Origin of the sequence: Micromonospora saelicesensis (assembly GCF_900091575.1) — a bacterium.
In the GTDB taxonomy this organism is placed as follows: Bacteria; Actinomycetota; Actinomycetes; order Mycobacteriales; family Micromonosporaceae; genus Micromonospora; species Micromonospora saelicesensis.
In genome coordinates this window covers 215,262-237,560 of the sequence record NZ_FMCR01000010.1, presented here as the reverse complement: position 1 = coordinate 237,560, position 22,299 = coordinate 215,262, and the positions used below count along the sequence as shown (strand labels likewise).

The following is a 22,299-nucleotide window of genomic DNA, read 5'->3' as shown; positions in this document are numbered from 1 at the left end:
CCGGTCGACCACTACGCCGACCTGCGTGACTCGATCGTGCGCCGCCTCGTCGACACCGGCTTCAACGTCGAACGCTCACACCACGAGGTCGGCACCGCCGGCCAGTCTGAGATCAACTACTGGTTCTCCACCCTGCTGCACGCCGGTGACCAGCTCCAACTGTTCAAGTACATCGTGAAGAACGAGGCCTGGGCCAACGGTAAGACCGCCACGTTCATGCCCAAGCCGCTGTTCGGCGACAACGGCTCCGGCATGCACACCCACCAGAGCCTCTGGCTCAACGGCGAGCCGCTGTTCTACGACGAGACCGGCTACGCCGGCCTGTCCGACATGGCCCGCTGGTACATCGGCGGTCTGCTGCACCACGCGCCGTCGCTGCTGGCCTTCACCAACCCCACGATCAACTCGTACCGCCGCCTCGTGCCCGGCTTCGAGGCGCCGGTCAACCTGGTCTACTCCCAGCGCAACCGGTCGGCCTGCACCCGAATCCCGGTCACCGGCGCGAACCCGAAGGCCAAGCGCGTCGAGTTCCGCGTCCCCGACCCGTCGGCCAACGTCTACCTGGCCTTCTCGGCCATGATGATGGCCGGCCTCGACGGCATCAAGAGCAAGATCGAGCCCCCGACGCCGATCGACAAGGACCTCTACGACCTCCCGCCCGAGGAGTGGGGCGACGTCAAGCAGGTGCCGGGCTCGCTGTCGGCAGTGCTCGACTCGCTGGAGGCCGACCACGACTACCTGCTCGACGGCGGCGTCTTCACCCCCGACCTGATCTCCACCTGGGTCGACTGGAAGCGCGCCAACGAGGTCGACCCGGTGCGTCTGCGCCCGACCCCGCACGAGTTCGCCATGTACTACGACTGCTGAGCCTGATCAAGGCTCTGACCTGCACCAACAGGATCGGTACTGATCTTGGGTACAGGTTGGGTACAACCTCACGAACGGCGGTCATGCCCGGCTCACAGCCGGCATGGCCGCCGTTCCGTGTTGACCGAGCGCGCCGTCAATGAGCAGTCGGGTCCGGTCGAGCACGTCCGGCCACTCGTGGACGTAGGTGTTGAGCGTGATGGTCGGCGTGCTGTGCCCCAACGCGAGCTGCACCGTCTTCACCGATGCCCCCGCGTGGATCAGGACTGTTGCGTAGTAGTGCCGCAGTCCGTGGATCCCCCACCGCGCCGGGAGGCCGACCGCTTCCCGGGCGCTCGCCCACGTCCGCGAGAAGGTCGCCGCGTTGACGGGCTCCCCACCAACACCCTTGAACAGCAGGCGTGCGGCCCGGCGGACCGGCCGGCGACGGTCCGTGTCGTCGTCGACCTCGACCGCGTCGCACCCGTCGGCCAGGTGCTGACGCAGCGCCACCGCCACGACATCAGGCAGCTCGACGGTGCGGGCGCTGGTGCTGGTCTTGACCGGTCCGAGGAACGGCTGACGGCCCTTGAGCACCTTGAGTTGGCGTCGGACGTGCACCTCCCGCACGTCGAAGCCGATGTCGTCCACCTCCAAGCCGAGGATTTCACCCAGGCGCAGCCCACAATCGGCCGCGAGATAGACCGTCGCGGCCAACCGGGCCGGCAGCAGACGCGCCAGGTCGTGCACCTGCTCCGCCGTGGGAAGGACCCGGCTCCCCCGGCCGACCGATTGAGGGGTGACGCGGGACCCCTTCCTAATTTCTCGCTGTAGCAACAAAGGTAGAGGTAGTGAAGGCACGGCCGTGGGGTGGATCGGTGGGCGGCTCATGCCCGTGGAGGTCACCTCTGACGAGGCCCACCGGGGTTGTGAGCTGGCATCGGCAGGAACCGCCACCAGCGCGCCAGCTTCCCTGCATTCCGCGGCACGCTTCTCCCACGCTAATCGCGAGTCCGAAAAGTCGGATGGCCTAGATCCTGCTCTGGTCGCTCCCCGAGTATTGCAGCCACAGTCGGACCGCCGGTGATCATTTCATCGCCGCCGAATGTCAGCGGCTTGCCATTCAGCATCCACACGGGGCGTGTAGAGAGTAGCTGCTCTTTGGTCAGAACATAGCGCGGCGCGCCCTCGCTTTGTTCGGCGCTTCGCCAAATCTCAGTGCAGTCCTCTGCAGAGTCCAAGGTAGCAACGAATGACCAGGGGGAACCAAGCCAGCTAGTCAGCTTTTCAAGCTTTCGCAGGTCTGAATCCTTGAGTCCAGCCGACGTCCGCTTGCACTCGCCTGGAATCAGCGAGCCATCTGCGAGAAGAAGCAACACATCGGCGTCGGCTTCCTCTCCGTCTTTACGAATCAGAACACCTGGATATGCCCCGTAAGCGGTGTTGGCCTCACGCGTGGAGTCAAGGATCTCTAGAAGAAACCGTGCTGCATACAGATGCGGTAGGCTGTCGTGCTCCACGAGACTAATCATCTGTTCCGACAATCGGTATCTGAACTCGATGCGGTCGGGCGGGTAAGGGCGTTGCACGCTCGCACCGCATCGTCGGCAGATGACCGGCGGAGCCACCTGCGCCAAGGGCATCCAGGCCGACTTCCGGCACTCTGGGCAGAGCATGGAGATACCGCGATGCACAAGCCGTCGATCTTCCGCCCAGCGGATCCACTCCTTGGCGGCTCGCGCAGATCCAGCCATCGCCGCCTTAACTTGGTGAAAGGTTATCTCGTTCAGTTCTTCATCGGCTTGGGCAACGATACTGAGGTCTGAGATCCGCCTCTCCAACTCGGCTCCTCGTCCGCCTTCATCTTCCGTGAAGACTGCGCGAGCGATCTGCGTTGCACGATTCCTGAACCAGGACATGCCGCTTTTCTGTGATTTCTCGTAAAGCAATTCGATGATCTTTGTATCCAAGACCGGCAACATCTCGTCCCATCCCCCGATCTGGTGGAGGAACTCAGCAGCTAGATGCCCTGGGATGCTCTGTGTAGCGGTCATCCCTAGGCCACGGACAGCCTCGGTCAGCACGGTCCAGCCGCTTGGCCATACCACATCGAGGAACTGCCTATCGGTGGTCCGCCTCGCATAGACCCCACCATGCGAGGCACGGTCTGCAAAGAGTTCCCCTACGTTGAGCGACGGAACGATGGGAAGACTCCGGCCTCGGAGCACGAAGCGACTCTCGAACTGGCCCTTCCCGAACGTTGAGGTGAGGTCTGCGATCTCCGTTTTGTCTTGATAAGTCAGAGCGGGTAGGCGGGTGTAGCCCTTATCGAATACTGCGATCTCCGCGCTGTTCCGGGTTAACGGGTATCCCACACGCAGTACGGACGACATTGGAGCTGCGCGGCATCGTTCATCTGTTGCCTCCGCGATCTCACGTAGCTTCTCTTCGGAGACACTCACACTCACGAGTGCAACTTTGAGGCGCCGGAAGCCATGATTGTAGAAGTTGCCTGGACGCAACAGCCGCTTTATGTCGTCAGAGATGCTGGCCGTAAGTGGAAGTGCCGCTGGAACAGATCCGAGGTGACCGTAGGCCGCCCGAAGATTCCATAGAAGACAGAGGTCACTTGCGTCTTGAGGCGTGTATACAACGATCACGTTCTCGTTGAAATTGCGACTTTCAATGTTTGACATTGGAACCAAAGGCTCGCCACTGAAATTTCCGCCACGAGATGGCTGCTGAACACCCCAGCCAAGAGCCGCCAGATGTGTTGGGTTGGTAGCCGAAGACACACCCTGCGTCCGGGAGATTAAGTCGTCCAGCCCAATATTTTCAGGAACGGCCGTGTCGATGTCATACACGTCCGCAAAAGTGGTACCAGGCACGAGGCTGCTAAGCTGCAGATCTTGTGGACTAGGACTGCTCGGCAATAGACCCAAGCAACCTACATACGCCAGGTGCCAGGGATCATCCTCAGAAACGATCGACGGATCAAAGCATGGAAGACTTCTGTTCACCCCCTCCGGCCGCCTGGCGAGCATGGATATGACCAGTTCACCAAGGTGCCTTTCGCCATCCCTAATATCCGCCAGCGGAACGGACGGTTCAAAACGTTCTACTACGTCACGAGTGAGGACGGCGTCCACCTGGCTAATGCTTAAGAACTTCTCCCAGTCTGCGGTTAATTGGCCAGACTGCTGGATGGGAATCAGGATGTCCGTCGTGCCGCCCCACCGCGAGCATGTCTGTCGAACGGCCGTGACGGCGTCCGAATAACTGCCACCATCGACCAGTCGCGCGAAGCGCGGAGGGCTGAAATAACGGTCGATAGCATGAGTGCCGCTAATGACCGACTTATCGAGGAGGCTCGGGATGTATCGCGGGTGCATAACAGGGGACACGCAGCCTCCATCGTCCGTTTCGTCGAGGTCACCTGCGAGCATGGCGCGAACAGCGCGGGGAGGTCAACAAAGCCGTGCATGAAGACCCGAACGCGGCGCCGTAGGCGGCCGGGCCGGCGGCTCCATAGGGGCCGGCTGCCGCGCCCCGGACCGCGCCGCGCGGAGCGCCTTGATGGGGGAGCCCGAGTCGGTACCGCATGGCCTCTTGCCTTTTTCCCTCCTCGCCGTTGCCGGGGCTCTACCTAAGTTTCTGTCTGGTCTAGCCGGTGAGAACTTCCATACGTCTTCAAGGCGGCCCTGCGGGCCGCTCGCCGGCCACTTTCGCCGGCCGTCCGCGCCTTGCCGCTTCGCTCCCGGCGCGGACCGGCAGTGGCCTCGGCGAGGCCAGCGGACACGCCGAAACCCCGGCGGCATCCGATCAACGGTGACACCGGGGCCTACAGCTCTCCGGGCTACGGACGAGCCGATTGGTACTGTCCCGACGGAGGCCACCCGCCATGTCGATGGATGATCCACCGCAGGAAGCGACCGAAGCTGCCGTTGCCGAGCTGCTCCGTCTCACCTTCCTGTGGATTCGCACCCTGTCTGCTCGCCCGGTCGAGGACCAGTCGACGGAAGCGCTGATTAAGCGCCACGCCCAGATCCACGAGTTGGCTGACATCTGCCACAACTTGCCTGGCCTGCTCGACCCAGGCAGGCGGCATAACCTCGCCGCAGGGCTTCGCTACGAGTGGCGCACATCGTCCCAGCGCAAGCGCGACTGGATTACCGCCTGCTGGGACCGTGCTGACTATGACTACGGCTGGCTCAGCGAACCGGAGTCCGAGCAGTCGGCCGCTGACTCTGACAGCGGTGCCTCCGGCGGGTAGGGCCTCCGGCAGTACGACCCGGGGATGGCCTCCGGCGGTCGGGGCTACTCGCCCCGAACCCTCGGCGACTCTGGGATGCCCCGGCCGCGACCGGGTACCCGTCGCACACCGGAGGCCACCAGACCGCGCCGACCTGGTCCAGGTCGTTCGTCCAGCGGGGCGCTCCACCTGGACCAGGTCGGCGCGGCCCGGCAGGGCGGAGCCTGCGCGACGGGATGCCGCACCGGTCACCATCGGAACCGCTCGCACATCACGCCACCCCATGATCGTTAGGAACACGAGGGGTACAGATGCCGCCTGGAAACAGGCAATAACGATGGAAGTTGATATACGGCGTACGACCTGCTCAGCGGCCTGATCGACACCACTCCCCCAGGTCAGCCGCCACGCGCGGTTAGTTCGCCATGTACTACGACTGCTGAGCAGTCAGATGCACGACGACTGCTGAGCAGTCGCTGGAACACCGGCCGGGCCGGCTCCGCTCACCGCGGAGCCGGCCCGGCTCGCTGTGCGCCACCCGCGGAATACCTTCGCGTCCGATATATTGCTCCGGTGGACACCCCACTGCGCGAACCGACCTTCCTGATCCTCACCGCGCTGGCCGCCCAGCCGATGCACGGCTACGGGCTGATCGGTGAGGTCGCCGCACTCTCCGACAACCGCGTGTCGCTACGCCCGGGAACGCTCTACGGGGCGCTCGACCGGCTGGTCGACGCCGGCCTCGTCGAGGTCGACCGGGAAGAGGTGGTGGACGGCCGACTGCGCCGCTACTACCGCCTCTCCCCCGGCGGCGAGACCACGTTGAGCACCGAGACCGAGCGGCTGCGCCGCAACGTCGAAGCCGCCACCACCCGGCTGTCCAAGCGCACTCGCGCCGCCCTCCCGACCACCCCGCGCACGGCCGGAGGCTTGGCATGAACGACCTGGAACGCCGCTACCTCCGGCTGCTGCGCGCGTACCCCGCCGACTACCGTCGGGCCCGCGGCGCCGAAATCGTCGGCACCTACCTCGACCTGGCCGCCCCTGAGCAACGCTGGCCGGCGCCGGCGGACGCCGCGGACCTGGTGCGCGGCGGCCTCCGCCAGCGGCTGCGGGCCGCGGGCGTCACCGACCTCATTCCTGGGGTACGCCTCGCGGCGCTGCTGGCCCTGGTCACCGCCAGCGCCCTGGCGGGTGTCTGGGGTACGGCAGAGCTGCATCCGCCGCCCGTGGAGTGGTGGGGCGCACCCCACGTCGGCCCGTTCGTCTCGCTCGGTGTCGTCGCGTGGGCGGCATGGCTGCTGGCGGCGGTGGTGATCGCCGTCGCGCCGAGCCGGGTCGCCCGGTGGGCCATCACCCTCGCGCTCCTGCTCACGATTGCGCTGCCACTGGTGGCCGCGGCGCTCGACGTACTCCGACCGCCGCTGATGGTGCTGCTGCCGCAGGTGGTCCTGGGCCTGCTGGGGCTCGCCCTGCCCGACCGACCCTCCCGGGTGATCCGCCTCGCGCCGGCGCTGTCCGCACTGTTGGCGGTGGTGGCGACGGAATTCCTGGTGGGCCTGGATGCGGTCGGCACCTACTACGGCGCCACCCTGGAGGTCTTCCTGCCCACCGTCGGCGGACTGTTGCTGGTCGTCGGGGCTCTGCTGGCCGTGGGTCTGGCACTGGGCCGGGACACCCGCGGCGGCTGGACGCTCGTCACACTGCTCACCCCCGCCGGCTTCCTGGCGGTGCCCGGCCTGGCTGACAACTTCGGCCCGGCATACGGCGCCATCACCTTCGCGGAACTGGCCGTGACCGCTGTCGTCGTCGCGCTCGCCGGTCCGGCCGCACTGCTCCTGGCCGTCGTGTTCCGCTGCCGCCGGACCTCCACCCCCCAGCCCTCAGGCCAACCCTGCCCCACCTGCGGCGCGCGAGCCTGACCCCCCGGTCCCCGGCGAGCCGGCCCCCGACCCCCGACGCCCAGCGCCCAGCGCCGCCGCACCCCACCCCGCCGCGCCGCGCCGCGCCACGCCGCGCCACGCCACGCCACGCCACGCCACGCCACGCCGCAAGATCGTGCTCGATCCTGGATGTAGTGGCCTCGACCGCGTCGGACACCACTACATCCACGTTCGAGCGCGATCTTGACCCCATCACGATGACCATCATGAGGTTGGCGAGGCGTTTCGTCCCGATTGCCCCCGCCAACCTCATGATCAACGATGGCGGCGGCGGGCAGCGAGCAGGGTGCGGGCGAGCGCGGTCAGGAGCAGGGCGGTCATCGCCAGGGCACCGGGTGCCTTGGTGACGCGGGCCAGGTTGGTGCCGTCGGGCAGGGCGAGGAAGGCTGCCGCCGCGGTGGGCAGCACGAACCACGTCGTGCGGGCGGCGGTGAGCGCGAGCAGCGCCAGTGGCCAGGTCGCGTACCAGGGGTGGAAGACCGGGGACAGGACGACGGTGGCGACCAGCGCCAACGCCGCGCCGTGCAGCGCCACCCGGGACCGCGCCACGGCCACCCGCGCCACCTCCACCCGCGCCACGTCGACCCGCGCCTCGTCGACCTCCGCCACCTCCGCCCGCGCTACCCGCCGGGCGTCGTTGGACCCGCGCAGGGTCTGCCAGGCCCGCCACCAGAACACCACCAGCACCCCGACGAGCAGCAGCAGCGCGACCGCCCGGACCACCGGCACCGCCTGCGGGTCCCGGCCGACCAGCGCGCCGGCGTAGTCGACCACGAAGCCCACGGCGGTGGGTGGCGAGGTCCACTGCTCGGAGTCGCCACTGTGGGTCAGCCCGCCCACCCAGCCGAAGCCGAGGCCGGACACCGCCGAGGTGACCAGCAGCGCGGCGAGCAGCCCTCCGGCCAGCCAACCACTGTGGCGCAGCAACGCCCGTACGGTGTACTGGTCGGGCATCCCGGCCAGCACGGCGAACGGCACCACCACCACGGCGCTGGCCTTCACCGTGACCGCAAGCCCGAGCAGCGCTCCGGCCAGCAGCAGCGCCGCCGGCCGACCTGGTCGACGGACCACGACCAGCAGCCCACACAGCAGCAGGCCCAGCATCACGGAGTCGTTGTGCGCGCCGGCCACCAGGTGCACGCCGACCAGCGGACCGGCCAGCGCCAACCAGACCGCCCGCCGGGCCGGCACCCCGGCCGCCCGCGCCAGAGCGGGCAGGCAGAGCGCGGCCAACAGCAGCCCCGCCACGGCGATCACGCGCAGCGCCACGATCGTCCCGGTGAGCCCACCGCCGACGCCGACGGCGAGGGCCGCGAGCAGCATGAACACCGGCCCGTACGGTGCCGGGGTGTCCCGCCAGATCGGCGCCACCGTGTCCAGCCAGGGGCAGCCCGCCGCCGCCACTCCCACGGTGTACGGGTCGACGCCGTGCGCGTACGTCCAGCCCTGGCAGGCGTACGAGTAGACATCCCGGCTGCCCAGCGGTGGCGCGACCAGCAGCGGTAGCGCCCACAGCCCGGCGGTGACGTACGCCCACCGGGTCGACGGGGCACCCTCGCGCAGCGACCACCAGGCCCCGACCAGCAGCGCGGTGCCGGCCAGCCAGCAGGTCAGCGTCGCCGGGCCGTCCGGGGCTCGCCAGATCGACGCGGGTGTCACGCCCAGCGGGGCGTCGGGCAGCGCCCCGCCGAGGTAGCCGGCCACGGCGAGCAGGACCGCGCCGACCAGGCCCGCGTACCGGGCACCCAATGCCGCCAACGACAGAGGCGGCGGCGGAACAGGCGGGCCGGGAGCGGTCACCGGCGCACCTTCCCTCAATCGGCGGCGACCGGCTGACGGGCCGCTCGAGCCGACCGTACCAACCGGATGACCAGCACGATCACCAACAGCGTCATCAGCGGCGCCCCGACTGTCTTGGTGTACCGGGGAAACCCGGTGCCGTCGGGCAGCACCAGGAAGGACGCGACCAGGGCGACCACTGTGAACCATCTGGTGCGCTGGGCGGTGGCCGCCAGCACGAACAGCGGCCAGGTCCAGTACCAGGGGTGCACGACGGGGGCGAGCGCGACGGTGAGGGCGAGCGCGAGGCCGGCGTGGTACAGCGGATCGCGGGTGCGGGCCCGCCACCAGAGCCAGACGAGCAGTACGGCCAGGAGGACCACGGCGATCCCGCGGGTGACCGGCAGCGCGTCGATGTGACCGCCGAACAGCGCCGCGACGTACCCGACCGTCTGCCCCACGGCGGTCGACGGGGAGGTCCAGGCGATGGCGGCGCCACCCTGGGACAGCCCGCCGATCCAGCCGAAGTCCAGCCCACCGAGGATGGTCACGCCGACAACTGTGACGACCGTGCCGCCGACGACCCAGCCGCCGTCGCGGATCAGCGTGCGGATCCGGTACGGCCCGGCGGTGGCCGCCAGCGCGGCGAACGGGACCACCACCACGGCGGTCACCTTGATCGCCACGGCGACTCCGAGGAGCAGCCCGCCGACCAGCAGCATTCCGCGCCGGCCCGGGTGCGCCGCCACCACGGCCAGCCCGCCGACCAACGCGGCGAGCATCAACACGTCGTTGTGGGGGCCACCGACCAGGTGCGCGGCGACCAGCGGGGAACCCAACGCCAGCCACACCGCCCGCTTCGCCGGCACACCGGCCCGACGCGCCAGCGCCGGCAGGGCCCACGCGGTGAGGGCCACGCCGACCAGCGACAGCGCACGGAACAGCACGATGCTGGCGGTCAGCGAACCGGTGGCCTTCACCACGGCGCCCGCGATGAGCACGAACAGCGGCCCGTACGGTGCCGGGGTGTCGCGCCAGATGACCGAGACCGTGTCCAGCCAGGGGCAGGGCAGTGCGGAGACGCCCTGCTCGTACGGGCTGATGCCGCCGACGAAGCTGGCGCCCTGGCAGGCGTACGCGTAGACGTCCCGACTGCCGAAGGGCGGTGCGATCAGCAGCGGCAGCAGCCAGAGCCCGACGGTGACCAGGGCCCACCGCGTCGAGGGCCCTCCGTCACGCAGCGCCCACCAGGCGTACGCCATCAGGCCGGTGCCGACCACCCAGGCGGCGAGGATCAGCGGGCCGTTGGGCCCCTGCCAGATGCTGACCGGGGTGCTGCGCAGGGGGCCGCTGGGAAACGCGCCGCCGAGGAAAGCGGAGAGCGCGAGCAGCATCGAGCCGGCCAGGCCGGTCCAGCGCGCGAGGTGGGAAGGCACGCCGGACATGCTGCCAGCCCGTCGGTGGGAGGCCGACGGCAGGCACGGTCAGCAGTGGCGCGCCGGTGCCAGCCCACTGGAGATCGAGTAGTGGCCGGCAGCGCGGACCCGCACCTCGGTCCAGCCGTCCGCGCCCGGCCGCAGGCAGCCGTCCGGGCCGCTCAACGTGAGCCAGCGCGACCACCGCACCCGGACCGGCACGTCCCCGGGCGTGGCGGTCAGCCGGACCGCGCCGCGGTCGGCGGCGACGAGTTGACCCGGGGCACCGACCAGCGGGGTCGGATCGACCACTGCGTACATCTGCCAGGTGGAATCTCGCCAGACCTCCCGCAGGTACGGCAGGCCACCGCGGATCAGCGCGGCCTCGTCGCGGCCCCACCGGTCGGCGGGTGCGTCCGGGGCGAGCACCACGTAGCTCACCGCCTCGTGCCGTAACCACTGCTCGTACGTCTGCGCGCTCAGCTTGCCGTCGTAGAACAGCGCGTTGCGGTCGCTGTCGACCTGGCGTTCCCAACCCCGGGCCAGTGGCACTGTCGGCGGCAGGTACGCCGACTCCCAGTGGTCGCGCAGCGGCACCACCTCGACCCGCCCGGCCGGCTGCCGCCGGTCGAGTTCGGCGACGAGCGGTTGGTAGAAACGTTCGGCGCTCTCCGGTGCGCCGGCCCGGGTCACGTCGCTCATCATCACCGGGGACTGCCACCAGACGGTCGCGGCCAGCAGCCCGGCCAGCCACGGCGCCGGCAACGCGGCGTACCCGGCCAGCACGGGCAGGGCGAACAGCATCGGCAGTCGTAGCGCGTTGGAACCGATCGGGCTGGGCACGTAGTACGCCCCGATCAGGAGCAGCACGGTGAGCAACGCGCCGACGCGCAGCACCCGGCGTCGACGCGGCAGCACGACCGCCACCAGCACCGCGAGCGCGACGTTGATGCGCATCGACTCGGCCGAGTACGGCTGGGTGCCGCCGTTGCCGAAGACGAACGCCATCGGCGCGAGCGTGACGGCGGGCGCCACGGCCAGGACGAGCCCCTCGGCCAGTGGTCGCTCGGCTCGCCAGCCGCCGGGCAGCGGGCGGCCGGGCCCGTCACCGGTGCGCAGGGCGCCCAGCAGCAGCGCCGCGCCGGCCAGCCCGGTGAACAGGCCGGCGACCGGGCTGGCAGCCGTCGCCAGGGCGGCGCAGACGGCGGCGAGCGTCAACCGGAACCAGCGCGGTGGGCGTTCCGCGCTGACCGCGCAGAGCGCCAGCAGCCCGAACGCCAACCCGACCGCGAAGGTGATCCGACCGCTCGCCAGGTTGCCGACCAGCACCACCGCGCCGAGGACGCCGGCCAGCAGCGGTCGGCGGGCCCGGTTGCGGGTGAACAGCCAACCCAGCGCGGCCGCGCCGACCACGGCGGCGATCGCCCCCAGCGGACGCACCCCGATCAGCGCGCCCAACCGGGCCGTGAAGAGGCTGTAGCCGTACTGGTTGACGCCGCCGTACCAGCCGAAGTCGACCGGCGCGGCCCCGTACCGCTCGGTGAACCCGGCACGGGCCACCTGGGCGGCGAGGTCGGTGCCCATCGGCGGCGCGAGGAGGAACGCGACGGCGAGCACCACGGCGGCCCCGGTCGCCGCCGCCCAGCCGGTGCCCGCGCTGCGAAGCCCGGTTGGGCGCGGCGACGCGTCAGGCATCGAGGACCCGTTCGGCCGCGGCGCGGGAGCGGCGGCCGGTGCGCAGGTACTCGTCGAGGAACTCCCCCGGGTCGTCTCGGCCGAGCAGCCGGGCCACCCCGGCCAACTCCACCCCGTGCCGGGGCAGTTGGTCGCCGGCCCGGCCCCGGACCAGCATCAACGCGTTGCGGACCTGCGCGGCCAGGGCCCAACCGGCGGCCATCTCCGCGGCGTCCGCCGGGTCGATCAGGCCGGCCCGCTCGGCCGCCGCGAGGGCGTCGAGGGTACGCGTGCCGCGCAGCGCCGGGATCGCGCCGGCGTGCCGGAGCTGGACGAGTTGCACCGCCCACTCCACGTCGGCGAGCCCACCGCGGCCCAGCTTGGTGTGGGTGGCCGGGTCGGCGCCACGGGGCAGTCGTTCGGTCTCCACCCGGGCCTTGATCCGCCGGATCTCGACGACCTGCTCGCGGGTCAGCCCGTCGGCCGGGTAACGCACCGGCTCGATCATCGCCTCGAACTCGGCGCCCAGGTCGGCGTCGCCGCAGACGAACCGGGCGCGCAGCAGTGCCTGCGCCTCCCACACCCGCGACCAGCGGGCGTAGTACTGCGCGTACGCGGCGAGGCTGCGTACCAGCGGACCCTGGCGGCCCTCCGGCCGCAGGTCCGCGTCGACGCCCAGCGGCGGGTCCGGGGCGGGTACGCCGAGCAGCCGGCGCAGTTCCTCGGCGACGGCGTGCGCGGCGGCGCTGGCGGCGCTCTCGCTGGTGCCCGGCGGCGGGTCGTAGACGAAGAGCACGTCGGCGTCGGAGAGGTAGTTCGACTCGTACCCGCCGAGCCGGCCCATGCCGATCACCGCGAACCGCAGCCCTGCTGGTGCCGGCTGGCTGGCCTGAGCGGCCCGCAACGCGGCGGCCAGGGTGGCATCGGTGACGTCGGCGAGCGCCGTACCGACCTCGGTGATGTCGGACAGCCCGCGGGCGGGCCGGTTCGCGCCGTCCGTTCGGGTGGGGCTGGGCGCGAGCGCGCCGGCCCGGCAGAGCACGTCGGCGCAGGCCACCCGGACCAGCTCGCGGCGTCGCAGCGCGCGCACCGCGCTGGTGGCCTCGACCGGGTCGGTGTGCCGGGCCGCCGCCGCCAGGAACCCCTCCCGCAGCACCTCGGGCGCGCGTGGCGCCAGCTCGTTCTCCTCGGCCAGCAGCCGCAGCGCCTCCGGGTCGCGGGCGAGCAGGTCGGCGACGTACCGGGACAGCGCGAGGACCCGGGCCAGCCGACGGGCGACCGGGCCGCCGTCGCGCAGCAGCCGCAGGTACCAGGGGGTGCTGCCCAGCTTGTCGGAGACCTTGCGGTAGTTGAGCAGCCCCCGGTCCGGCTCCGGCGCGTCGGCGAACTCGCTGAGCAGCACCGGCAGCAAGGTGCGCTGGATGGCCGCCGTGCGGCTCACCCCGCCGGTGAGCGCCTGGAGGTGGCGCAGCGCCCCGGCCGGGTCGGCGAAGCCGAGGATCTCCAGGCGGTTCCTGGCCGCCTCCGGGGTGAGCCGCAACCCGTCCGCCGGCACCCGGGCCACCGACTCCAGCAGCGGCCGGTAGAGCAGTTTGGCGTGCAGTCGGCGTACCTCGGTGGCGTGGGTGACCCACTCGGCCCGGAAGCTCTCCACGGCGCTGCGCCCCGGCGAGGCCGTGAAACCCAGCGCGGCGGCGAGCCAGCGCAGCCCGCCCGGCTCGGCGGGCACTGTGTGCGTACGACGCAGGCCCTGGAGTTGCAGCCGGTGTTCGACGCTGCGCAGGAAGCGGTAGCCGCGCAGCAGGGCCTCGCCGTCGGCCCGGCCGACGTAGCCGCCGGCGACGAGCGCCCGCAACGCCGGGATGGTTCCTGGCGGGCGCAGCGTCTCGTCGCCGCGACCGTGCACGAGTTGCAGCAACTGAACGGCGAACTCGATGTCGCGCAGCCCGCCCGGACCGCGCTTGATCTCGCGCTCCAGCTCCTTCGGCGGGATGTGGTCGATGATCCGGCGGCGCATGGCGCGGACGTCCTCGACCGCCTCGGGCCGCTCGGCCGCCCGCCAGACCAGCGGCGCGAGCTGGTCGATCCACTCCTGGGCCAGCGGCAGGTCACCGGCGGCCGGGCGGGCCTTGAGCAGCGCCTGGAACTCCCAGGTGCGCGCCCACCGCCGGTAGTAGGCCAGGTGGCTGGCGAGGGTCCGCACCAGCGGGCCGCGGCTGCCCTCGGGGCGCAGCGCGGCGTCCACCGGCCAGGCGACCAGCCCGCAGATGTAGATCAACCGTGTCGCCACCTGGGTCGCGGCGCCCAGGTCGGCGTCCTCGGCGGCGACGAAGATGACGTCCACGTCGGAGACGTAGTTCAGCTCGCCGCCGCCGCACTTGCCCATCGCCACGACCGCGAGCCGGGGCCGCTCGGTCCCCTCCGCCAGCTCCGCGACCGCGATCTCGTACGCCGCGGAGAGAGTCGCGTCGGCCAACGCGGAGAGCGCGGCCATCGTCTGCTCCAGGCCGCGACCGCCGGTCAGGTCGGCCGCCGCGATCCGCAGCAACGCCAGGCGGTACGCGGTCCGCAGCGCCGCCACCGCGTTGCCGCCGTCGGCCGGCTCCAGCCGCCCCTCGGCCGTCGGGGCGAGCCCGTCCGGGGCGGTCCGCAGCGCCTGGTAGTGCTCGGGGTGGGCCACCAGGTGGTCGCCGAGCGCCGCCGACGCGCCGAGCACCGCGATCAGCCGCCGCCGTAGCCCGGGATCGGCGTGCACGTCCGCGAGCAGCGGCGATTCGGCGCCGCCTTCGATGGTGCGGCCCTCGGCCTCCACGATGCGGTGCAGTTGGCGCAGCGCCAGGTCCGGGTCGGCGGCCCGGGACAGCGCGGCGAGCAGCTCTGCGGCGGCCTCGTCGACCGGCTCCTGCTCGGCCGGCCGCCACAGCCGCAGCCCTTCCGGGCCGAGCAGGTCCGCGGCGCGCGCGCCGCCATCGCCTTCGGCGGTGCCGAAGCCGTACCGGGCGAGCCGGCCCGGTGCCCTGGTCGGCCGGCTCATCAGTGCCCGAGCAGCGGCAGGCCGCGCCGCGTCGTGCTGTCGTCCAGCTCGCCGAGGGCCAGCGCCGCGAACCGGGCGGCGAACGGTTGCCAGACCTCCTCGACGTCGGGCAGCACCGAGGCGCAGGCCGCGACCACCAGCTCCGGGTCGTAGCCCAGCTCGGCGAGTTGGGTCGAGTCGGTGGCCCAGTCGGCGATCATCGCGGCGTCGCACTCGATGTGGAACTGCAACCCCCAGGCCCGGTCACCGAGGCGGAACGCCTGATGCGGGTAGCGGGTGGAGGCGGCCAGCAGGGTCGCGCCCCGAGGCAGCTCGGTGATCTCGTCGGCGTGCCACTGGAGCACGTCCGGGATCAGCGGCACGTACCGGAACAACGGGTCGTTCTCGGCGGCGTCGCGCCGGCCGACCACGCCGGGGCCGATCTCCGGCCCGGACGGGCTGCGCTCCACCAAACCGGCGTGCGCGGTGGCGAGCAGCTGCGCGCCCAGGCAGACCGCCAGGGTCGGCACCCGGTACCGGACCGCCTTGCGCAGCAGGCCCTCCACGGCGGGAAACCAGGGGGCGCCGGGCGAACCGTCCGGCAACGGGTACGCCTGTTGGTCGCCGCCGAGCACCACCAGCGCCGCGTACCCCTCCAGGTCGGCGGGCAGCTCGTCGCCGGCGTGCGGGCGCACCACCCACAGCTCCAGCCCAGCCTCGGTCAGCCACTCACCCAGCCGGCGCGCGTCGTCCGTCGGGTCGTTCTCGATCACCAGCGCGGTTGCCACCCGTCGAGGCTAGCCGGTACGCCGCACCGCACCGCGCCCCGGCACGGGCCGCGCGGCCTCCCACCGCCCGTGCACGGGTTCCGACCACGGCGGGGTGGTTAGGCTCTGCGGTTGTGATCAGCGAGGACAGCGCCGCCGTACGCCCGCCCGTGCTGCGCCCGGGTGACACGGTGCTGCTGGTGTCGCCGTCCGGGCCGACCTCGCCGGAGCGGGTGGCCCGGGGCATGGAACTGCTCACCGGCTGGGGCCTGCGCCCGGTGCCGGCGCCGAACGCGTACGCCCGCCACGGCTACCTCGCCGGCACCGACGACCTGCGTGCCGCCGACCTGAACACGGCCTTCTCCGATCCTCAGGTGCGCGGGGTGATCTGCACCCGTGGTGGCTACGGCGCCCAACGGATCGTGGACGCCATCGACATGGCCGCCGTGCGCCGCGACCCGAAGGTGGTGGCCGGCTTCTCGGACATCACCGCGTTGCAGTTCGCACTGTGGCGGGGCGCCCGCCTGGCCGGGGTGCACGGCCCCGGGGCGGCCTGGCGCGACGAGCGGACGCCGCTGCGCTCCGCCGAATCCCTGCACGCGGCGCTGATGACGACCGAACCGGTGTCGATCACCGCGGTCCCCACCGAGGAGACCTTCGGCGTACGCGTCCCGGGTCGCGCCACCGGCACCCTGCTCGGCGGCAACCTGTGCATGATCGCCGCGTCGATCGGCACGCCGGACCTGCCCGACCTGACCGGTGCGGTGCTGTTGATCGAGGACGTGCAGGAACCCCCGTACAAGGTCGACCGGATGCTCACCCACCTGCGCCGGGCCGGCGCGCTGGACGGACTGGCCGGGGTGGCGGTCGGGCAGTTCACCGACTGCGGCGACGGCTGGGACACCACCATCGTCGACGTACTCACCGAACGCCTCGGCGACCTGGGCGTACCGGTCCTCGGCGGCCTCCCCATCGGCCACGGCCCCAACCAGCTCACAGTCCCGGTGGGCACAGCCGCCACCCTCGACACCACCACCGCCACCCTCACCGCAACCCCAGCAGTCCACTAACCCCGCCCCGCCCCGCCCCGTTCCCCGCCCCTCCCCGTTCCCCGCCCCGGCCCTTTCCGGTGATCAAGAGGTTTGCGTCATGTTCGGCGCGGATCCTGACGCAAAGCTCTTGATCAACGAGGGCAGGTTCAGGGGGTGGGTGGGGTCAGGTGGGCTACTGCGCCGATTTCCAGGGCGGCCCAGATGCCTGTGGGGGTGCGGGTGATGCCGTGCGGTTCGGCGTTGGGGGTGGGTAGGGCGTAGCCCTCGATCCGTCCGGTGGGGTCGAGGTGACCGATCCGGTTGGCACCCCACTCGGTGAACCACGCGCCGCCGTCCGGGTCGGCCACGATCGCGTGCGGGCGGGCCGCCCGGTCCGGCAGCGGAAACTCGGTGATCTTGCCATCGGGGTCGATCCGGCCGAGCTGACCGGCGGCGATCTCCACGAACCAGATGACGCCGTCGTCGCCCAGGGTGATGCCGACCGGGCCCGCCTTCACGGTGGGTAACGGATACAGCGTGACCCTGCCCTCGAGGTCGATCCGGCCGATCGCGTTCGCCTGGTTGAGGGTGAACCAGAGAGCCTGGTCCGCGCCAGCAGTGATCATCGAGGCGAATCCGCCGGTCACCGGCAGCGTGAATGCGGTGTGGGTGCCGTCGGTCTCCACCCGGCCGATGGTGTCGGAGGTCATCCCGGCGTACCAGAGCGCACCATCAGGCCCAGCCGCGATGCCGCCCGGCCCGGTGCCGGCCGGCAGGGCGATGGTGCGCTGCTCACCGTCGACGGTGATCTGACCGATCCGGTCGTCTCCCGAGCGGGTGAACCAGAGCGCCCCGTCCGGCCCGGCCGTGATGATCAATGGGCGACCGCCGGGCGGGTCCAGCGGGTAGGTCCGGACCGCGCCGTCAGGCGACAACCGGGCGATGCCGCCGGCATGGGCCAACGTCAGCCACAGCGCGCCGTCCGGGCCAGGCGTGATGCCGTACGGCCCGGCGCCCGGCTCGCCGAGTGAAATCTCCCGAATCTCGACGGTCATGTCGCGGGTCCTTCCGTCGGTGGATCGTCCACCCTGACCGTTCGGCCAGCGACCACACAACCGATTTCGCCCACCGCCGGCCCTGATTGTCAGCTCGCTGACAGGGTCGCCACGGCTTCCGCCCAGACTGCCCGGTCACTGTCGGTGATGACAGCGCAGGATGACCGAACCTCTGGAGGACAGCATGTCCCGCACCATCCGTAGGAAGCATCTGCTGGCCGGCCTGGCCACCGCCGGCGTCCTCGGCGTCGGGATCGCGGCCCCGACGATCGCGTTCGCCGCCGACACTCCCACGCCGACACCGAGCGCCAGCACCGCCACGGATCCCGACAAGGCCCCGGGTGCGAAGGCCGACCGGCAGGGCGAGTTCGCCGAGGCGCTCGCCAAGGAGCTGGGCGTGCCCACCGACAAGGTGACCGCCGCACTGGAGAAGATCCGCGAGCAGCACCGCCCGGCCGACCGGCCGCAGCGCCCGTCCGCCGAGGACCGGCAGGCCGCGCTCAAGCAGCGCCTGGACCAGGCCGTCAAGGACGGCAAGCTCACCCAGGAGCAGGCCGACGCCATCACCAAGGCCGTCGAGGCCGGCGTCTTCCCCGGCCCCGGCGGCCACCGCGGCCCGGGCGGCCACCACGGCGCCGGTACGCCCGGCAAGTAGTCCGGCGAGGCCGGCCCCAGCAGGCACCAGCAGGCCGGGGCCGGCCTCGGCCTGGCCCGGGCAGATCGAGGGCCGGCCTCAGTACGCCCCAGGCAGGCCGAGGGCTGGCCTCAGTACGCCCCGGGCAGGCCGAGGGCTGGCCTCACAGGCCGAGGGCTGGCCTCAGTACGCCCCGGGCAGGCCCGTCCCGCCCTGTCGGGCCGGGACCGGCTCGGGCCCGTCGCGGCTTGATCCACTCGGCTTCCGTGAAGTCGCGGTGTCCAGCGCGCTCGGACAACCCGACATCATGAAAACCGAGTCGATCACGCGCGGGTGCGTGCGCCAGCCGGGGGCATCAGCCCGGCCGAAGAGGTCAGGGCTGCGGGGGCGGGGGCGTGAACACGCCCAGGTGGTTGCCGGCCGGGTCGAGTAGGTGGGCCAACTTGAGACCGCTCGGTGCCGTACGTGCTGGCACCAGCACCCGGCCGCCGGCTGCTTCGGCCTGTCGGCAGGTCTCCGCCACGTCGGCGACTTCGGCGTAGAACACCGCGTAGTTCGGCGACGTCCCGTCGGTCGCCCGGATCGCCCCGCCGATACCGGTGTCGCCGCCGGCCCCGGTCACGCGGTAGGACCCGCCGTTGGTCGAGCCCTGCTCCTCGAAGGTCCAGCCGAACAGCTCTCCGTAGAACCGCTCCGCGTCCTCGGGCCGGTCGGTGCCGATCTCAAACCAGGTGATGGGCGTGGTGGACCTGGACATCTACTGCCTCCAGAAATTCCGTGCCGGCCGTTCGGCCGTCGTCTGGAGCAGTCTCGGGGCCGTTGGCGACAGCGTCCTGTCGGTGTTTCCGGATCACCCGGCGGGGTTTCCAGCGACGAGACCCACCCGGGCCCGCCGCGCCGCGGACGGTTCTCAGACAGGCCCGCCGCGCCGAGCCCGTCCCAGACCAGACCGCCGCACCGAGCCCGTCTCAGACCAGGTCCGCTGCGCCGCACCCGTTTCAGACCAGCCCGCCGCGCCGAACCCGTCTAAGACCAGGCCGCCGCGCCGCACCCGTTTCAGACCAGACTCAGCGGGCGGACCCGCTCGTGCGGGATGTCGAGATCTGCCAGGCGTAGCTCCCGGGCCACCACGTCGGGCAGCGCCCAGACACTCCGGATCCGGTCGGTGCGGAAGCACCGCAGTTCGTCGCGCAGACGGCACCAGGCGACCAGGTACCAGTGTCGGGAATTGCCGAGGTAGCCCAGTGGCTCGACGTCGCGGGTCGAGTCGGCGCCGGCGCGGTCGGCGTACCGGATGCGCAGCACCCGCCGCGCGGCGACCGCGTCGGCGACGGTGGCCGGGACGGGCGTGGCCGGCCCGTCGCCGATCAGGTGCACCCGGCCGGCGAGGCGGTGTGCCTCGGCGGCGTCGGCGGCCGGCAGCACCGCCACCAGCTTGCGCAGCGCGGTGGCGGCCGGCCCGGCGAACGGCGAGCCGGCGAGCCGGTGCAGCGCCACGGCCATCGCCACCGCCTCGGCGGCGGTCAGATTGACCGGCGGCAGGGTGCGGGCGCGGTCCAGGACGTAGCCGCCGGTGCGCCCGGGCTCGGCCCAGATCGGCACCCCGGCCTCCTGCAACGCGCCGAGGTCCCGTTCGATGGTCCGGCTGCTCACCTCGAAGCGCGCCGCCAGCCAGCGGGCGCTGCGCGGCCGTGGTGACACCGCCCGCAGCTCCTCCACCAGCGCGTAGAGGCGATCCGTGCGGTTCATGCCCGGCACCCTACGACCGGGGTACGACGCCCGTCGGCGACCGCCCGCACAGCAACCCGGACGACCGCCACAGCGACCCGGACGACCACCCGCACAGGGACCCGGACAACCGCCACGGCGACGTAGACGACCGCCACGGCGACCCGGACAACCGCCTCAGGCGATGCAGGCGCAGACGATCAGCGCGGCCCCGAAGTGGGTGGCGGCGCTGACCCGGGCGGCCGGGTGCGGCTCGGGCGAGCAGATGACCTCGCCGAGCTTGCCGGGGGTGAGCAGGTCCAGCACCACGAAGGCCAGCGCCATGATCGCCAACCCGACCAGCCCGAAGACCACGGTGGAGGCGAGCCCCTTGCCGAAGTCGCTGTAGCTGGTCAGGATCGCGGTGAAGACGATCCCGGCGATGCCGAGCTGGTTGGCGGCGAGCAGCAACCCCGCGTTGGCGTTGCGCTCGACCCAGATCAGGTCTCGCAGCCGGCCCGGGGTGAGCAGGTCGACGAGCACGAAGCCGGCGGCCATGAGGCCGACGCCGACGATCCCGAACACGACGCTCTGCCAGGCACCGCTGAACAGATCCTCCAGCACCGACTTGCCTCCCGACTCTCCGCCCGGAGGGGTACCGGCGCGGTGATCGAGACGATAGCGGCAGCGCGCAACGGCGTCAGCCCCTGCGTCTACAGGGCCAGGTAGCGCTGCCGCTCGTACGGGGTGACCTCGCGGCGGTACTGCTCCCATTCGGCCCGCTTGTTGCGCAGGAAGAAGTCGAAGACGTGCTCACCGAGCACCTCGGCGACCAGTTCAGAGCCGGCCATCACGTCGATCGCCTCGGCGAGGTTCTCCGGCAGCGCCTCGTAGCCCATGGCGCGCCGCTCCGCGCTGGTCAGCGACCAGACGTCGTCCTCGGCGCCCGGCGGCAGCTCGTACCCCTCCTCGATGCCCTTCAGGCCGGCGCCGAGCAGCACCGCGAAGGCGAGGTACGGGTTGGCCGCCGAGTCCAGCGAGCGGACCTCGACCCGGGCCGAGTTGGGCTTGCCGTACGCGGGAACCCGGACCAACGCGGACCGGTTGAGGTGGCCCCAGCAGACGTACGCCGGGCTCTCGGTGATCCGGTCGGGCAGGTGCTGCGGGAAGAGCCGCTTGTACGAGTTGACCCACTGGTTGGTGACCGCCGTGTACTCGCGGGCGTGCACCAGCAGACCGGCGATGAACGACTTCGCCACCTTGGACAGCTTCATCGGGTCGCCGCTGTCGTGGAAGGCGTTGCGCTCGCCTTCGAACAGCGACAGGTGGGTGTGCATCCCGCTGCCCGGCTGGTCGGTGAACGGCTTCGGCATGAAGCTGGCCTGCACACCGGTGGAGAGCGCGACCTCCTTGACCACGTGCCGGAAGGTCATGATGTTGTCGGCGGTGGTCAGCGCGTCGGCGTAGCGCAGGTCGATCTCCTGCTGGCCGGGGGCGACCTCGTGGTGGCTGAACTCCACCGAGATGCCGATCCGTTCCAGCGCCAGTACGCCCTGGCGGCGGAAGTCCCGGGCGACGGCGTGGGTGGTGTGCTCGAAGTAGCCGCCGGTGTCGACCGGGGTGGGCACCGAGCCGTCCTGCGGACCGTTTTCGAGCAGGAAGAACTCGATCTCGGGGTGGGTGTAGAAGGTAAATCCCTTCTCGGCTGCCTTGGACAGCGCGCGGCGCAGCACGTGCCGGGGGTCTGCCCAGGACGGCCCGCCGTCGGGCAGCAGGATGTCGCAGAACATCCGGGCACTCTCGCCGCTGACCCCGCCCTCGAAGGGGAAGACCTGGAAGGTGGTCGGGTCGGGCATGGCAACCATGTCCGATTCGAAGACCCGGGCGAAGCCCTCGATCGCCGAGCCGTCGAAGCCGATGCCTTCCTCGAAGGCCGCCTCGAGCTCGGCGGGTGCCACCGAAACGCTCTTGAGCGTGCCCAGAACGTCGGTGAACCACAGCCGGACGAACCGGATGTCCCGCTCTTCCAGCGTGCGGAGGACGAACTCCTGCTGACGGTCCACTTCCCCAACCCCTCGCGACACTCTTTTGTCCGCCTTGGCCGGGCTGTACCCGACCTGATCGCCCAGTCTTCCCGGGCCTGGTTACGCAGACGTTACGCGAACTGCCGCCGCCCGTCCCCT

18 protein-coding genes are annotated in these 22,299 nt (G+C 71.3%); 6 read left to right on the top strand and 12 right to left on the bottom strand.

Annotated elements, in window-relative coordinates; all coding sequences use genetic code 11:
* Positions 1–867, top strand: an 867-nt coding sequence (gene glnA / locus GA0070561_RS32325; protein WP_091409601.1) for a type I glutamate--ammonia ligase, incomplete at its 5' end; no start/stop codon positions are given.
* Between the two features lie 81 nt (positions 868–948).
* Here glnA (GA0070561_RS32325) and GA0070561_RS32320 read toward each other — a convergent pair.
* Entirely contained in the window at positions 949–1,596 is a 648-nt protein-coding gene (locus tag GA0070561_RS32320; protein ID WP_244166528.1) for a site-specific integrase, read from the bottom strand.
* Between the two features lie 251 nt (positions 1,597–1,847).
* Positions 1,848–4,292, bottom strand: coding sequence for a hypothetical protein (locus tag GA0070561_RS33415; protein WP_141710516.1), 2,445 nt, complete (start codon positions 4,290–4,292; stop codon positions 1,848–1,850).
* 455 nt (positions 4,293–4,747) lie between these two features.
* Here GA0070561_RS33415 and GA0070561_RS32315 point away from each other — a divergent pair, with 455 nt between their 5' ends.
* The 3 genes from GA0070561_RS32315 to GA0070561_RS32305 all read left to right on the top strand — a co-directional run bounded on the left by GA0070561_RS32315 (position 4,748) and on the right by GA0070561_RS32305 (position 7,020).
* Entirely contained in the window at positions 4,748–5,119 is a 372-nt protein-coding gene (locus GA0070561_RS32315) for a hypothetical protein (protein WP_091409597.1), read from the top strand.
* A 552-nt stretch (positions 5,120–5,671) separates the two neighbouring features.
* Positions 5,672–6,037 carry a PadR family transcriptional regulator gene (locus tag GA0070561_RS32310; RefSeq protein WP_091409593.1) on the top strand — a complete coding sequence of 122 codons (366 nt, stop codon included), beginning with the start codon at positions 5,672–5,674 and terminating at the stop codon, positions 6,035–6,037.
* Positions 6,034–7,020 carry a hypothetical protein gene (locus GA0070561_RS32305; RefSeq protein ID WP_091409590.1) on the top strand — a complete coding sequence of 329 codons (987 nt, stop codon included), beginning with the start codon at positions 6,034–6,036 and terminating at the stop codon, positions 7,018–7,020. Before GA0070561_RS32310 ends, GA0070561_RS32305 begins: the two co-directional genes overlap by 4 nt.
* A 276-nt stretch (positions 7,021–7,296) precedes the next feature.
* On the opposite strand, the gene mptB (GA0070561_RS32300) is transcribed toward GA0070561_RS32305, so the two are convergent.
* The 5 genes from mptB (GA0070561_RS32300) to GA0070561_RS32280 are packed head-to-tail and all read right to left on the bottom strand — an operon-like array spanning position 7,297 to position 15,710.
* Positions 7,297–8,841 carry a polyprenol phosphomannose-dependent alpha 1,6 mannosyltransferase MptB gene (mptB, locus tag GA0070561_RS32300; protein ID WP_244166527.1) on the bottom strand — a complete coding sequence of 515 codons (1,545 nt, stop codon included), beginning with the start codon at positions 8,839–8,841 and terminating at the stop codon, positions 7,297–7,299.
* A 14-nt stretch (positions 8,842–8,855) separates the two neighbouring features.
* Positions 8,856–10,256, bottom strand: a complete 1,401-nt coding sequence (gene mptB, locus GA0070561_RS32295) for a polyprenol phosphomannose-dependent alpha 1,6 mannosyltransferase MptB (protein ID WP_181541327.1) — start codon at positions 10,254–10,256, stop codon at positions 8,856–8,858.
* 48 nt (positions 10,257–10,304) lie between these two features.
* Positions 10,305–11,930 (bottom strand): hypothetical protein, encoded by a 1,626-nt coding sequence (locus tag GA0070561_RS32290; RefSeq protein WP_244166526.1) that lies wholly within the window; start codon positions 11,928–11,930, stop codon positions 10,305–10,307.
* The gene (locus tag GA0070561_RS32285) at positions 11,923–14,943 is read right to left on the bottom strand and encodes a bifunctional [glutamine synthetase] adenylyltransferase/[glutamine synthetase]-adenylyl-L-tyrosine phosphorylase (protein WP_091409582.1); all 3,021 of its coding nucleotides are present in this window, start codon (positions 14,941–14,943) and stop codon (positions 11,923–11,925) included. Before GA0070561_RS32285 ends, GA0070561_RS32290 begins: the two co-directional genes overlap by 8 nt.
* Complete coding sequence (locus GA0070561_RS32280; RefSeq protein WP_091409579.1) at positions 14,943–15,710, bottom strand: type 1 glutamine amidotransferase; 768 nt, start codon at positions 15,708–15,710, stop codon at positions 14,943–14,945. Before GA0070561_RS32280 ends, GA0070561_RS32285 begins: the two co-directional genes overlap by 1 nt.
* 113 nt (positions 15,711–15,823) lie before the next feature.
* Between GA0070561_RS32280 and GA0070561_RS32275 the strand changes: the two genes are divergently transcribed.
* Positions 15,824–16,759: a S66 peptidase family protein gene (locus GA0070561_RS32275; protein WP_091409575.1), complete on the top strand. Its 936-nt coding sequence runs from the start codon at positions 15,824–15,826 to the stop codon at positions 16,757–16,759.
* Between the two features lie 128 nt (positions 16,760–16,887).
* Here GA0070561_RS32275 and GA0070561_RS32270 read toward each other — a convergent pair whose 3' ends face one another.
* Entirely contained in the window at positions 16,888–17,775 is an 888-nt protein-coding gene (locus tag GA0070561_RS32270) for a Vgb family protein (protein ID WP_091409572.1), read from the bottom strand.
* A gap of 184 nt (positions 17,776–17,959) precedes the next feature.
* Between GA0070561_RS32270 and GA0070561_RS32265 the strand changes: the two genes are divergently transcribed.
* Positions 17,960–18,430 (top strand): hypothetical protein, encoded by a 471-nt coding sequence (locus GA0070561_RS32265; RefSeq protein ID WP_091409659.1) that lies wholly within the window; start codon positions 17,960–17,962, stop codon positions 18,428–18,430.
* 352 nt (positions 18,431–18,782) lie between these two features.
* Here the strand turns inward: GA0070561_RS32265 and GA0070561_RS32260 are convergent, their stop codons facing one another.
* From GA0070561_RS32260 to glnA (GA0070561_RS32245), 4 genes are all read right to left on the bottom strand, one after another.
* Positions 18,783–19,166, bottom strand: coding sequence for a VOC family protein (locus tag GA0070561_RS32260; protein ID WP_091409568.1), 384 nt, complete (start codon positions 19,164–19,166; stop codon positions 18,783–18,785).
* Between the two features lie 299 nt (positions 19,167–19,465).
* Complete coding sequence (locus tag GA0070561_RS32255) at positions 19,466–20,158, bottom strand: helix-turn-helix transcriptional regulator (RefSeq protein ID WP_091409564.1); 693 nt, start codon at positions 20,156–20,158, stop codon at positions 19,466–19,468.
* Between the two features lie 156 nt (positions 20,159–20,314).
* Positions 20,315–20,740, bottom strand: coding sequence for a DUF350 domain-containing protein (locus GA0070561_RS32250; RefSeq protein WP_091409561.1), 426 nt, complete (start codon positions 20,738–20,740; stop codon positions 20,315–20,317).
* 89 nt (positions 20,741–20,829) lie between these two features.
* On the bottom strand, positions 20,830–22,179 hold the full coding sequence (gene glnA / locus GA0070561_RS32245; RefSeq protein ID WP_091409557.1) for a type I glutamate--ammonia ligase: 1,350 nt from the start codon (positions 22,177–22,179) through the stop codon (positions 20,830–20,832).
* Between the last annotated feature and the right edge of the window lie 120 nt (positions 22,180–22,299).

Bases quoted from the DNA above. Each gene is read 5' to 3' on its own strand.
- GA0070561_RS32285 (WP_091409582.1), bottom strand. From the start codon at position 14,943: ATGAGCCGGCCGACCAGGGCACCGGGCCGGCTCGCCCGGTACGGCTTC.
- GA0070561_RS32255 (WP_091409564.1), bottom strand. From the start codon at position 20,158: ATGAACCGCACGGATCGCCTCTACGCGCTGGTGGAGGAGCTGCGGGCG.
- GA0070561_RS32270 (WP_091409572.1), bottom strand. From the start codon at position 17,775: ATGACCGTCGAGATTCGGGAGATTTCACTCGGCGAGCCGGGCGCCGGG.
- GA0070561_RS32260 (WP_091409568.1), bottom strand. From the start codon at position 19,166: ATGTCCAGGTCCACCACGCCCATCACCTGGTTTGAGATCGGCACCGAC.
- GA0070561_RS32265 (WP_091409659.1), top strand. From the start codon at position 17,960: ATGTCCCGCACCATCCGTAGGAAGCATCTGCTGGCCGGCCTGGCCACC.
- GA0070561_RS33415 (WP_141710516.1), bottom strand. From the start codon at position 4,292: ATGCTCGCAGGTGACCTCGACGAAACGGACGATGGAGGCTGCGTGTCC.
- GA0070561_RS32290 (WP_244166526.1), bottom strand. From the start codon at position 11,930: ATGCCTGACGCGTCGCCGCGCCCAACCGGGCTTCGCAGCGCGGGCACC.
- GA0070561_RS32315 (WP_091409597.1), top strand. From the start codon at position 4,748: ATGTCGATGGATGATCCACCGCAGGAAGCGACCGAAGCTGCCGTTGCC.
- GA0070561_RS32305 (WP_091409590.1), top strand. From the start codon at position 6,034: ATGAACGACCTGGAACGCCGCTACCTCCGGCTGCTGCGCGCGTACCCC.